A 12,348-nucleotide genomic window follows, 5' to 3' on the forward strand; every position below is an offset into this window, starting at 1 on the left:
AAGGGCTGTCAGGCGTGTCAACATCAGTACAGACCGTCTCATTCGGTACAGAGTGAGGGACGTGACATGACCTACCAACAGCAGATCGGCGCCGCCAGCCAAGTGATCGGCGGCCAGGCGACGTGGAGCGGTATCGATGCGGAGTCGGTTGCGCGGATGCGATTGCAGAACCGCTTCCAGACCGGGCTCGACATCGCGCGTTTTACCGCCGCGATCATGCGCCGCGACATGGCGGCCTATGACGCCGATCCGGCCGCCTACACCCAGTCGCTCGGCTGCTGGCACGGGTTCATCGGTCAGCAGAAGATGATCTCCATCAAGAAGCATTTCGGCACGACCGACCGGCGCTATCTGTACCTGTCGGGCTGGATGGTCGCGGCACTGCGCAGCGATTTCGGGCCGCTGCCCGACCAGTCGATGCACGAGAAGACGAGCGTTCCGGCGCTGATCGAGGAACTCTACACCTTCCTGCGTCAGGCGGACGCGCGCGAGCTGGGGCTGCTGTTCCGTGATCTCGACCATGCACGCGAGGCGGGCAATGCGGTCGAGGCGCAGCGCATCCAGCATGCGATCGACAGCCACCAGACGCATGTCGTGCCGATCATCGCCGATATCGACGCGGGCTTCGGCAATGCCGAGGCGACCTATCTGCTCGCGAAGAAGATGATCGAGGCCGGCGCCTGCGCGCTGCAGATCGAGAACCAGGTCAGCGACGAAAAGCAGTGCGGCCATCAGGACGGCAAGGTCACCGTGCCGCACGAGGACTTCCTCGCGAAGGTGCGCGCCTGCCGCTACGCCTTCCTCGAACTGGGCGTCGAGGACGGCATCATCGTGACGCGCACCGACTCGCTAGGCGCGGGCCTCACCAAGCAGATCGCGGTCAGCAAGACGCCGGGCGACCTCGGCGACCAGTATAACAGCTACCTCGATTGCGAGGAGGTGACCGACCTGTCGACGATCAACGGCGACGTCATCATCAACCGCGACGGCAGGCTGATGAAGCCCAAGCGGCTGCCGTCGAACCTGTTCCAGTTCCGCGAGGGGACCGGGGCCGACCGCTGCGTGATGGATTGCATCGCATCGCTGCAGAACGGCGCCGACCTGTTGTGGATCGAGACGGAAAAGCCGCACATCGAGCAGATCGCATCGATGGTCGATCGCATCCGCGAGGTGATCCCGAACGCCAAGCTGGTCTATAACAACAGCCCCAGCTTCAACTGGACGCTCAACTTCCGCCAGCAGGTGTTCGATGCCTGGGTCGAGGCGGGCAAGGACGTGTCGGCCTATGACCGCGCACGGCTGATGTCGGTCGATTACGACGGCACCGCGCTGGGCGACGAGGCGGACGAGCGCATCCGCACCTTCCAGAAGGATGCGGCGGCGCGGGCGGGCATCTTTCACCACCTCATCACGCTGCCGACCTATCACACCGCGGCGCTGTCGACCGACAATCTCGCCAAGGAGTATTTCGGCGAGGCGGGGATGCTCGGCTACGTCAAGGGCGTGCAGCGCAAGGAGATCCGCGAAGGGATCGCCTGCGTGAAGCACCAGAACATGTCGGGCTCGGACATCGGCGACGACCACAAGGAGTATTTCGCCGGCGAGGCCGCGCTGAAGGCGGGCGGCGCGCACAACACGATGAACCAGTTCGCGGCCTAGGGCCGATCGACATTCGGAAGATGACGTGCCGAAAACGGTGGTTTTGCGTGACCCGGAGCGCAGCGTACTATCGGTACGTAAGCACCGGAAGCACGCGAAACCGCCGTTTGCAGGCCGTCAGGGCTGAATGTCGATCGGTCCCAGGCCGTCTTGCGGCGCAAGCGTCCGATAGATCGGTAATCCCGATCCCCGGCAGAGGCCGCGGTCCAGTGTAGCGAGGTTGGTGACGGGCGTTGCGTGTCACCAACCGGGGATCGCGCAACTGGGCCCCGGCCTTCGCCGGGGAACAGGAACGTATGCGCCTTCCTCGGTCTTCGACTTTTCGAAATACTCACCGGCCTTTGCCGGGGAAGCGAGACCCTACGCCCCGGCGGCGTCCAGCCGGTCGAGCTGGTCCTTGGTGAGTTCCAGCTCCATCGCGGGCAGCAGGTCTTCCAGCTGGTCGACCCGCGTCGCGCTGGCGATCGGGGCGGTGACGCCCTCCTGCGCGATCAACCAGGCCAAGGCGATCTGCGCCAGTGTCGCTCCGGTGTCCTCCGCCACGCCGTCCATCGCTGCCAGCACCGCGGCGCCCTTGCCGTCGAGCAGATCGCCCATCCGGCCGCCGCGCACGCTCTGGCCGAGGTCGTCCTGGCTGCGATACTTGCCGGTCAGGAAGCCGGAGGCGAGGCCGTAATAGGGCAGCACCCCGATATTCTCGGTGACGCAATAATCCTGCAATTCGCCCTCGAACTTGTGGCGGCTGACCAGATTATATTCGGGCTGGAGCGCGTGATAGCGGGGCAGGTCGCTCGCCTTGGCAGCATCGACCGCGGATTTCAGCCGGGCGGCATGGAAATTGGAGGCGCCGAGGACGCGGACCTTGCCGGCGTCGATCAGCTTGCCGAACGCTTCCAGCACCGCCTCCTGCGGCACGTCGTCATCGTCCTGATGCGCATAATGGAGATCGATGCGATCGGTGCCGAGCCGCCGTAGCGACGCCTCCGCCGCGGCGGCGATGCGGGCGGGAGCGAGCTTGTCGCCGCCCTCGCCGGGCAACATGCCGACTTTGGTCGCGATCAGCACCGAATCGCGCTTGCCGCTCGCCTTCAGCCATTCGCCGATCATCGTTTCCGATTCGCCGCCCCGATGACCGTCGACCCAGGCGGAATAGACGTCCGCGGTATCGATCATCGTCCCGCCGCCCGCGACGAAGGCGTCGAGCACGGCAAAGCTCGCGGCACGATCGGCGGTCCAGCCGAATACGTTGCCGCCGAGCACCAGCGGCGCGATCTGCAGGTCGGTGGAGCCGAGGCGGCGCTTGGCGGTCATGGCGCGGTATCCGTGTCGTTGGAGGTGGCGGCGTCGAGGTCGATGCTGTTCGCGTCGAGCATCGCGGCGGCATCGTTCAGCTGCGCGGCTTCGTCCGCGGTGACCGCGCCGGGATCGTCGCCGTCACCGCCGCGCGAACAGGCGGCGAGCAGCAGCAGGGGGAGCGTGGCCGACAGGACGAAACGCGACATGCGACCATACTCCCCCGAACGAACGGCTTAGTCCTTCAGCGTGCGGCCGGCGCGCTCCAGCGCATTGCCGGTCGCATCGGCGGCCCGATCGGCACCGTTGCTGATCGCCGCGCCGGCACGGTCCGCGCTCGCGTCGAGGCGCTCGCCGGTGCGGTCCGCCGCCGCATCGATCCGCTCGCCGGCATTGTCGAGGTTGCGCTCGGCCGAACCGAAGGCGCGGTCGGTCGCGGCGTCGACATCGCTGACGGCGTTGCGCGTCGTCGCCTCGGCATCCGCGGCGATCGCATTGCCGGCTTCGGCGGTTTCGTTCTGCGTGTTCTGGCTGCACGCGGCGAGGCCGATGGCGAGCGGGGCAGCGAGGATCAGCAGGCGCTTCATGATAATCTCCCAGGTGTCACTGACCGGCTGCAAACGCAGCATGGCCGGTTCGGGTCCGCGTTGACCTCATATAAAGATATCTTTATATGTTGATGCGACATGACCCTCGCCCTCGATATCTTTCGTGCCTTAGCCGATGCGACGCGGCTGCGCATCTTTTCGCTGCTGCGCTCGATGGAGCTGTCGGTGGGCGAGCTGGCGCAGGTGCTCGGGCAGAGCCAGCCGCGCGTCAGCCGGCATGTGAAAATCCTGTGCGACGCCGGCCTGGCGGAGCGCCGCAAGGAGGGCAGCTGGGTGTTCGTCGCGCTCGGCCGGCAGGCGGCGACGCAGCCGGTCGCCGCCGCGATCGACCAGTGGCAGAAGAGCGAGCCCGATCACTGGGCGGTGGCTGATGCCGCGCGCCTCGCCGCGGTGCGCGCCGATCGGGCGGCGAGCGCGGCGCAATGGTTCGAAGGCCATGCCGACGAATGGGACGCGATCCGTTCGCTGCATATCGCCGAGAGCGAGGTCGAGGCGGCGATGGCGGGCGTGCTAGGCGATAGCCCGATCGGCAACCTGATCGATATCGGCACCGGCACCGGGCGGATGCTCGAGGTGTTCGGCGGGCAGGCAGAGACGGCGCTGGGCATCGACCGGTCGTCGGAGATGCTGCGGCTGGCGCGCGCCAAGCTGCACGACCGGCCCAATACCGAATTGCGGCAGGCGGATCTCTATGCCCTGCCGATGGCGGACGGCGCGGCGGACGTCGCGATCCTGCATCACGTGCTGCACTTCGCGCAGCAGCCCGGCGCGGCGATCGCCGAGGCGGCGCGGGTGCTGGGGCCGGGCGGGCGCCTGCTGATCGCGGACTTCGCGCCGCACGATCGCGAGGACCTGCGCACGCGCGACGCGCATACCCGGCTGGGCTTCGCGGACGACCAGATCGCGGGCTGGTTCGGCAACGCCGGGCTGACGCTCGCGCGGACGGATACGCTCGAGGGCGGCGAACTGACGGTGACATTGTGGCTCGGACGCAAGTCCGGCGCGCATTTGCGTGAGGTGCCAGTGAAGAGCTTTGAGAAAAGGGTTGGGGCGGCATGACGATCTCGGTGAACCAGCTCGAGGAGGCGCAGATCGCGCTCAAGGCGCCGCTCTATGCGGATGTCGCGGGCGATCTCGACGTGTCGTTCGAATTCTTCCCGCCCAAGAACGAGAAGATGGAGGAACAGCTCTGGGACGCGGTGCGGACGCTGGAGCCCCTGGCGCCCAGCTTCGTGTCGGTGACCTATGGCGCGGGCGGATCGACGCGCGAGCGGACGCATGCGACGGTGGCGCGCATCCAGCGCGAGACGAGCCTTGCCGCGGCGGCGCACCTGACCTGCGTCGAGGCGACGAAGGCGGAGATCGACCAGGTCGCGGAGGAATATTGGGCGGCGGGCGTGCGCCATATCGTCGCGCTGCGCGGCGATCCGCCCGCGAGCGGCGCGAAGTTCGCCAGCCATCCCGGCGGCTACGAGAATGCCGCGGCGCTGGTCGCCGGGCTGAAGCGGCTGCATCCGTTCGAGATTTCGGTGGCGGCCTATCCCGAATGCCATCCGGATTCGCCCGACATGGCGGCCGACATCGACAATCTGAAGGCCAAGCTGGATGCGGGCGCGACCCGCGCGATCACGCAATTCTTCCACGAACCCGAAACCTTCTTCCGCTACCGCGACAAGGTGGCGGCGGCGGGGATCACCGCGGATATCGTGCCGGGGATCATGCCCGTCACCAACTTCGCCAGCGTCGTGCGGATGAGCGCGATGTGCGGCACCGAGGTGCCGGCATGGATGGCGCGTCTGTTCGACGGGCTGGAGGATCATCCGGCGGCGCGGCAGCTGATCGCGGCGACGCTGGCGGCGGAACTGTCCCGCAAATTATATGCGGGCGGGGTGAAGTCGCTCCACTTCTATACGCTGAACCGGGCGGAGCTGGCGTTCGCAATCTGCCATCTGCTCGGCGTGCGGTCGAAGCCGGTGAACGCCGCGGCGGCGGCGTAAGGCAATCAAGCCCTCTCCTGACGAAGGGGGCTTTCAAGGACAAGACATGACCATCCGCGACACATTCCTGGGCGAAGCCGCCAAGCGCATCCTCATCACCGACGGCGCGTTCGGCACCGAGATCCAGAACTGGAAGCTGTCGGAAGCCGATTACGCCGGATCGCTGGGCCTGACCCACGACCAGAAGGGCAACAACGACATCCTCGCGCTGACCAAGCCGGAGGTGCCGGCCTCGATCCATCGCGCCTATTTCGAGGCGGGTGCGGATATCGCGGAGACGAACACCTTTTCCGCGAACCGGATCAGCCAGGCCGATTACGGCGCCGAGCATCTGGTGCGCGAGATCAACGTCGAGAGCGCGGCGATGGCACGGCGGATCGCGGACGAATTCGCCGCGCGTGACGGACGGCCGCGCTTCGTCGCCGGCGCGATCGGCCCGACCAACAAGACGCTGTCGCTGTCGCCCGACGTCAACGATCCCGGCTATCGCGAGATCGACTTCGACTATCTGAAGGGCGTCTATCGCGAACAGATCGATGCCCTGGTCGAGGGCGGCGCGGACTTCATCCTGATCGAAACGGTGTTCGATACGCTCAACGCCAAGGCCGGGATCATGGCGACGCTGGATGCCGCGGAGGATCTCGGCCGCGACCTGCCGCTGATGCTGTCGATGACGCTGACCGATCTATCGGGGCGCAACCTGTCGGGCCATACGGTCGAGGCGTTCTGGCATGCGGTGCGGCATGCCAGGCCGGTGACGATCGGGCTCAATTGCTCGTTCGGCGCGGAGCAGCTGCGGCCGCACGTCAAGACGCTGAGCGAGATCTGCGACACACTCATCATGGTCTATCCCAACGCCGGCCTGCCCAACGAGCTGGGCGCCTATGACGAGGAACCGGCGACCACCGCCGGCCTCGTCGGCGAATGGGCGCAGGCGGGGCAGGTCAACGTGCTCGGCGGCTGCTGCGGATCGACGCCGGCGCATATCAAGGCGATCGCCGACATGGCGCGGGGCGTCGGTCCCCGCCGGATACCGGTGCCGCCGGTGCGGACGCGGCTGGCGGGGCTGGAGCCGTTCACGATGGCGGCGTGACCTGAAGCTCCTCCCGCTCAGGGGAGGGGTTGGGGTGGGGGACACCGCCTCCGCCGAAACGATCGCCTGATGGGACAGGCCCCACCCCGACCCCTCCCCTGAAGGGAAGGGGCTAGAAAGACCGAAATGACCACCACTGCCTCCGCTACCCAGTTCGTCAACATCGGCGAACGCACCAACGTCACCGGCTCCGCGGCGTTCAAAAAGATGATCATGGCCGGGGACTATACCCGCGCCGTCGAGGTCGCGCGCCAGCAGGTGGAGAATGGCGCGCAGGTGGTCGACGTCAACATGGACGAAGGGCTGCTCGACGCCGAATTCGCCATGACCACCTTCCTCAAGCTGATCGCGGCGGAACCCGATATCGCGCGGGTGCCGATCATGATCGACAGCTCGAAATGGAGCGTGATCGAGGCGGGGCTGAAATGCGTATCCGGCAAGCCGATCGTCAATTCGATCAGCATGAAGGAGGGCGAGGAGGCGTTCCTCTACCATGCGCGCAAGTGCATGGCCTATGGCGCGGCGGTGGTCGTCATGGCGTTCGACGAGGTCGGGCAGGCGGACACGCAGGAGCGCAAGGTCGAGATCTGCAGCCGCGCCTACGACCTGCTGATGGGCATCGGTTTCCCGCCCGAGGACATCATCTTCGATCCCAACGTCTTCGCGGTCGCGACGGGGATCGAGGAGCACAACAATTACGGCGTCGACTTCATCGAGGCGTGCAAGGCGATCAAGGCGCGCTGTCCGCACGTCCATATCTCGGGCGGCCTGTCCAACCTGTCGTTCAGCTTCCGCGGCAACGAGCCGGTGCGCCGGGCGATGCACTCGATCTTCCTCTACCACGCCATCCCTGCGGGGATGGACATGGGGATCGTCAATGCCGGGCAGCTCGACGTCTACGACACGATCGATCCCGAACTGCGCACCGCGTGCGAGGACGTCATCCTCAACCGCGATCCCGAGGCGGGCGACCGGCTGGTCGCGCTGGCGGAAAAGTATCGCGGCACCGATGCGGTCGCGGAGAAGCAGGCGGCGGAATGGCGCAGCCTGCCGGTCACCAAGCGGCTCGAATATGCGCTGGTGAAGGGCATCGACGCGCATGTCGTCGACGATACCGAGGAATGCCGCCAGCAGTTCGCGCGGCCGATCGAGGTGATCGAGGGCCCGCTGATGGACGGGATGAACGTCGTCGGCGACCTGTTCGGATCGGGCAAGATGTTCCTGCCGCAGGTGGTGAAGAGCGCACGCGTGATGAAGAAGGCGGTGGCGCATCTGCTGCCCTTCATCGAGGCGGCGAAGGAGCCGGGCGCGAAGGGCAAGGGCAAGATCGTGATGGCGACCGTCAAGGGCGACGTCCACGATATCGGCAAGAACATCGTCGGCGTCGTGCTCCAGTGCAACGGCTTCGACGTCGTCGATCTCGGCGTGATGGTGCCCTGGTCGAAGATCATCGCCGCGGCGAACGAGAACGATGCCGACATGATCGGGCTGTCGGGGCTCATCACCCCCTCGCTGGACGAGATGGTGACCGTCGCCGAGGAGATGAAGCGCGCCGGGATGACGATGCCGCTGCTGATCGGCGGCGCGACGACGTCGAAGGTGCATACCGCGCTGCGCATCTCGCCCGCCTATGACGGGCCGATCGTCCATGTGCTCGACGCCAGCCGCGCCGTCGGTGTCGCCACGACGCTGGTCAGCGACACGCAGCGCGACGCCTATGTCATCGGGATCGCGGACGAATATGAGAAGGTGCGGATCGCGCGCGCCAACAAGGGGCAGAACGACCTGTTGCCGCTCGCCGAGGCGCGAGCGCGCGGGCTTGCCGTCGACATGACGCTGAAGGCGCCGCCGGCGGCGCAGCCGGGGGTGCATCGCTTCGACGACTGGGATCTGGCCGACCTGCGCGATTATATCGACTGGACGCCGTTCTTCCGCGCCTGGGAACTCGCGGGCAACTTTCCCGCGATCCTGACCGACGCGGTCGTCGGCGAGAGCGCGACCGGATTGTACGAGGACGCGCAGGCGATGCTCGACCGGATCATCGCGGAAAAGTGGCTGACCGCGCGCGGCGTCGCCGGCCTGTGGGCGTGCCACCGCCACGACGACGACGTCTGGGTCTATACCGAGCATCGCGAGTCGCATCGCAGCCCGGATGGCGCGAGCATTCCCGAAGGGTTCCACATCCCCAACCTCGACCGCACGCAAGAGGCCACCGTAAGGCTGCCGTTCCTGCGCCAGCAGATCGCCAAGCGCGAGGGCCGGGCGAACATGTGCCTCGCCGACTTCATCGATACCGCCGGCGACTGGATGGGCGGTTTCGCGGTCGGCATCCACGGCATCGACGCGCATATCGCGCGGTTCAAGGCGGACAACGACGATTACAACGACATCCTGCTGAAGGCGCTGGCGGATCGTCTGGCCGAGGCGTTCGCCGAGCGGCTGCACGCGCATGTCCGCACCGACCTGTGGGGCTATGCGCCGGGCGAGCAACTGACCAACGAGGCGCTGGTGCGCGAACAGTATCGCGGCATCCGGCCGGCGCCGGGCTATCCGGCGTGTCCGGAACATTCGCTCAAGCGGACGCTGTTCGACATGCTCGATGCCGAGGCGAACACCGGGCTGGAACTGACCGAGAGCTTCGCGATGCTGCCGACTGCGGCGGTGTCGGGATTCTACTTCGGCCATGCGCAGGCGGAATATTTCGGCGTCGCGCGGATCGGCCAGGATCAGGTGGCGGACTATGCCACGCGGCGCGGCGTGGACGTCAAGCAGGCGGAGCGCTGGCTGCGGCCGAACCTGGATTAACTGCGCAGTCATTGCGAGCGTAGCGAAGCAATCCAGGGCGTCCTGATCCGGCTCTGGATTGCCGCGCTACGCTCGCAATGACGGGGGCGGTGCCTAGAACCCCCGCTTCCGCAACGCCGGGTCGCGTTTCAGCATCGGCGCGACGATCGGGATGGTCAGCATCGTGCTCGCCACCGCCATCAGCAGCAGCGCGGTGAACGTCTCGTTGGTGATGATGTGCTTGTCGAGCAGGATGTTGGCGAAGATGATCATGATGAGCGCCTTGGTCTGGAGCAGCCAGCCGATCGCCCTGGCGTCGCCCTTCGGCCATTTCAGGATGCGGCCCGCCAGATGCACGCCGGCGAGCTTGCCGCCGACCGAGGCGAGCAGCAGCAGCGCGGCGGCGGCGAAGACCGCGGCGCCGCCGACGCCCCATTGCGTCTTGAGGCCGGTCGACAGGAAATAGACCGGCATCACCGCGAGCAGGATGGTGCCACGGAACCGGTCCATCCGCTCCGCGCCGAACCAGCGCGCGTCGAGCACCGCGCCCGCGAGGAACGCCCCGACCATGAAGTGCAGCCCGGCCCAGTCCGCGGCGAACCCGCACGCCGCCAGCCAGATCAGCCCGACATACCAGCGGTCGTTTTCGGAGAGGGCGCGCAACAGCCGCCGGATCGCCCAGGTCGCGAACGCGAAGCCGATCAGGAAGCCCGCCTGCCGCCCGACCCGCTCCCAGTCGAGCAGGATCAGCGCGAGCACGCCCCAGATCGCGATATCGTCGAGGCTGGCATAGCGCAGCACGCGCTGCCCGAGCGGCGCGCGCAGAATATCGAGCTTCTCCATCAACAGCACGAGGATGGGAAGCGCGGTGACCGCGCAGGCCATGCCGATGCCCAGCATCACCTGCCAGTCGGCCCCGTCCGCGCCGCGCCACCCGGGAAAGCGCAGCATGACGAGGGCGGCGAGGCTGCCCGCGAGCAACGGCATGCCGAGCGCGAGGCCGGCGGTGATCCCGGTTTCCCGGCGCCGCTTCCACGCCTCCCCGACGTCGAGTTCGAGGCCGGCGACCCAGACGAACAGCATCACCGACCACCAGGCGATGCCGTTGAGCGCACCCAATGTCGGCGCGGCGAAGACGAAGGCGTAATAATCGGGGAAGAGCGCGCCCAGCACGCCCGGCCCCAGCAGGATGCCGCCGATGATCTGCACCACGACCAGCGGCGCCCAGTAATCGGTGCGCCCCAGCCGCCACACCAGCCAGGGCAGCGTGAAGATGATGAGGATCGCGAGGAGGAAGACCTCCGTCGGTGACATCGCGTGCATCGTCGGCCCTGCTCCCCGTGGCCGACCCCCCGGCCGCCATCTCGTTACGCCGTCGTCTAGTCGATGACGGCAGGGACACGCAATCGCGCGTCATTGTGGGACAGCGGCCCGTCACGGTAACCGATCGGGCCGCGCCGCGCCGGCGTTAACCGCGAAAGCCACTGGTGCCGTCGTCCCTCACCGGCGCACGATCGCGGCATGACCCGCATCCTCCTCGCCCTCGCCCTGATCGCCGCGCCCGCCTTCGCGCAGGGCGGCAAGCCCTTCACCATCGCCGAAACCGGGCAGGGATTCGACGATCTGCAGGAGGCGGTGTCGTCGGTGCGGATGGGGACCGCGACGATCCTGATCGCGCCCGGCGTCTATCGCCAGTGCGCGGTCCAGCAGGGCGGGCGCATCACGTTCCGGGCGGTACAGCCCGGCACCGCGATCTTCGAGAAGGAAACCTGCGAGGACAAGGCGGCGCTGGTGCTGCGCGGACAGGGATCGGCGGTCGATGGGCTGGTGTTCCGCGGCTATAGCGTGTCGGACGGCAACGGCGCCGGCATCCGTGCCGAGATGGGCGACCTGACCGTCACCAATGCCATGTTCCTCGATAGCCAGGAAGGCATCCTCGGCGGCGAGCCGACCGGGCAGCGGATCACGGTCGACCGCTCGACCTTTTCGGGGCTGGGCCAGTGCGACGAGGCGGTGAATTGCAGCCACGCGATCTACCTCGGCAACAAGGGCAGCGTGACGATCACCCGCTCGCGCTTCGAGCGCGGCACCGGCGGCCATTACGTCAAGCTGCGCGTGCCGAACGTCACGATCACCGACAACAGCTTCGACGACACCGCGGGGCGCAAGACCAATTACATGATCGACCTGCCCGACGGCGCACGCGGGCTGATCGCGCGCAACACCTTCGTGCAGGGGCGGGGCAAGGAGAACAGCAGCGGCCTGATCGTGGTCGCGGCGGAGAACCGGACCTTCCCCTCCGCCGGCCTCAGGATCGAGGACAATGACGCGCGGATGGCCCCCGGCGCGCCCGGCAATCCCGCCTTCGTCGCCGATCTTAGCCACCAACGACTGGCGGTGGGCGCCAACCGCCTCGGGCCGGGCATCCGGATGTTCGAGGTGCGCTGATCGACGGATGCCGATACGCGCCTTTCCGCTTTCGCCATCACTGCGGGCGAAACAAGGCAATCCAGCGCTCAGCGCGACGCGCTGGATCGCCTCGTTCCGCGCTTCGACGGCATGACACCGTCAGCGAGCAGCGCGCCGATCACGTGCCGTGGAGGATACGCTGTACCCGGCGGCGGATATAGGCCTTGTGCTCGGACGTCAGCGTGCCGCCGTCCTGCCGCAGCAGCTCGGCGGCTTCCGCGCGCAGCGTGATCGCCCACCGCAGCTTCTGATCGCGCAGGGTCGGCGTGTCGTCATACTGCCCGGGCAAGTTCAAGAACGGCATCGGCGGGTTCACGCCCATCGGCGTCGCGGCGCTGAACCGGATTTCGGGGGATTGCGCCGCGGCGAGTGAAGGAACCGCAAGAGCAAGGATGAGCAACGCCAGTTTCATGACCGATCTCCCGTCGAATGCAGTACAACAAAG

11 protein-coding genes are annotated in these 12,348 nt (G+C 67.1%); 6 read left to right on the plus strand and 5 right to left on the minus strand.

Features of this window, described 5'->3' with window-relative positions; all coding sequences use genetic code 11:
- Positions 1 to 66 precede the first annotated feature (66 nt).
- Complete coding sequence (locus AC1RTO_RS01015; RefSeq protein ID WP_493159114.1) at positions 67 to 1,659, plus strand: isocitrate lyase; 1,593 nt, start codon at positions 67 to 69, stop codon at positions 1,657 to 1,659.
- A gap of 360 nt (positions 1,660 to 2,019) precedes the next feature.
- On the opposite strand, the gene AC1RTO_RS01020 is transcribed toward AC1RTO_RS01015, so the two are convergent.
- The 3 genes from AC1RTO_RS01020 to AC1RTO_RS01030 are packed head-to-tail and all read right to left on the minus strand — an operon-like array spanning position 2,020 to position 3,539.
- Positions 2,020 to 2,970 (minus strand): aldo/keto reductase, encoded by a 951-nt coding sequence (locus AC1RTO_RS01020; RefSeq protein WP_493159115.1) that lies wholly within the window; start codon positions 2,968 to 2,970, stop codon positions 2,020 to 2,022.
- Positions 2,967 to 3,161, minus strand: a complete 195-nt coding sequence (locus AC1RTO_RS01025; RefSeq protein WP_493159116.1) for a hypothetical protein — start codon at positions 3,159 to 3,161, stop codon at positions 2,967 to 2,969. The genes AC1RTO_RS01020 and AC1RTO_RS01025 overlap by 4 nt, the downstream gene beginning before the upstream one ends.
- A gap of 27 nt (positions 3,162 to 3,188) precedes the next feature.
- Entirely contained in the window at positions 3,189 to 3,539 is a 351-nt protein-coding gene (locus tag AC1RTO_RS01030; RefSeq protein ID WP_493159117.1) for a hypothetical protein, read from the minus strand.
- A gap of 99 nt (positions 3,540 to 3,638) precedes the next feature.
- On the opposite strand from AC1RTO_RS01030, the gene AC1RTO_RS01035 reads away from it, so the two are divergent.
- The 4 genes from AC1RTO_RS01035 to metH all read left to right on the plus strand — a co-directional run bounded on the left by AC1RTO_RS01035 (position 3,639) and on the right by metH (position 9,455).
- Positions 3,639 to 4,619 carry an ArsR/SmtB family transcription factor gene (locus AC1RTO_RS01035; RefSeq protein WP_493159118.1) on the plus strand — a complete coding sequence of 327 codons (981 nt, stop codon included), beginning with the start codon at positions 3,639 to 3,641 and terminating at the stop codon, positions 4,617 to 4,619.
- A complete protein-coding gene (metF, locus tag AC1RTO_RS01040) occupies positions 4,616 to 5,557 on the plus strand; it encodes a methylenetetrahydrofolate reductase [NAD(P)H] (RefSeq protein WP_493159119.1) in 942 nt (313 codons plus the stop codon). The genes AC1RTO_RS01035 and metF overlap by 4 nt, the downstream gene beginning before the upstream one ends.
- Before the next feature lie 46 nt (positions 5,558 to 5,603).
- Entirely contained in the window at positions 5,604 to 6,650 is a 1,047-nt protein-coding gene (locus AC1RTO_RS01045; RefSeq protein WP_493159120.1) for a homocysteine S-methyltransferase family protein, read from the plus strand.
- Positions 6,651 to 6,776: 126 nt separating this feature from the next.
- Positions 6,777 to 9,455 (plus strand): methionine synthase, encoded by a 2,679-nt coding sequence (metH, locus tag AC1RTO_RS01050; RefSeq protein ID WP_493159121.1) that lies wholly within the window; start codon positions 6,777 to 6,779, stop codon positions 9,453 to 9,455.
- A gap of 93 nt (positions 9,456 to 9,548) precedes the next feature.
- Here the strand turns inward: metH and AC1RTO_RS01055 are convergent, their stop codons facing one another.
- Entirely contained in the window at positions 9,549 to 10,757 is a 1,209-nt protein-coding gene (locus AC1RTO_RS01055; RefSeq protein ID WP_493159122.1) for a cation:proton antiporter, read from the minus strand.
- A gap of 198 nt (positions 10,758 to 10,955) precedes the next feature.
- On the opposite strand from AC1RTO_RS01055, the gene AC1RTO_RS01060 reads away from it, so the two are divergent.
- Positions 10,956 to 11,882 carry a right-handed parallel beta-helix repeat-containing protein gene (locus AC1RTO_RS01060; RefSeq protein ID WP_493159123.1) on the plus strand — a complete coding sequence of 309 codons (927 nt, stop codon included), beginning with the start codon at positions 10,956 to 10,958 and terminating at the stop codon, positions 11,880 to 11,882.
- Between the two features lie 139 nt (positions 11,883 to 12,021).
- Here the strand turns inward: AC1RTO_RS01060 and AC1RTO_RS01065 are convergent, their stop codons facing one another.
- A complete protein-coding gene (locus AC1RTO_RS01065; RefSeq protein WP_493159124.1) occupies positions 12,022 to 12,315 on the minus strand; it encodes a hypothetical protein in 294 nt (97 codons plus the stop codon).
- Between the last annotated feature and the right edge of the window lie 33 nt (positions 12,316 to 12,348).

This window comes from Sphingomonas sp. GW821-FHT10F09 (genome assembly GCF_058809195.1).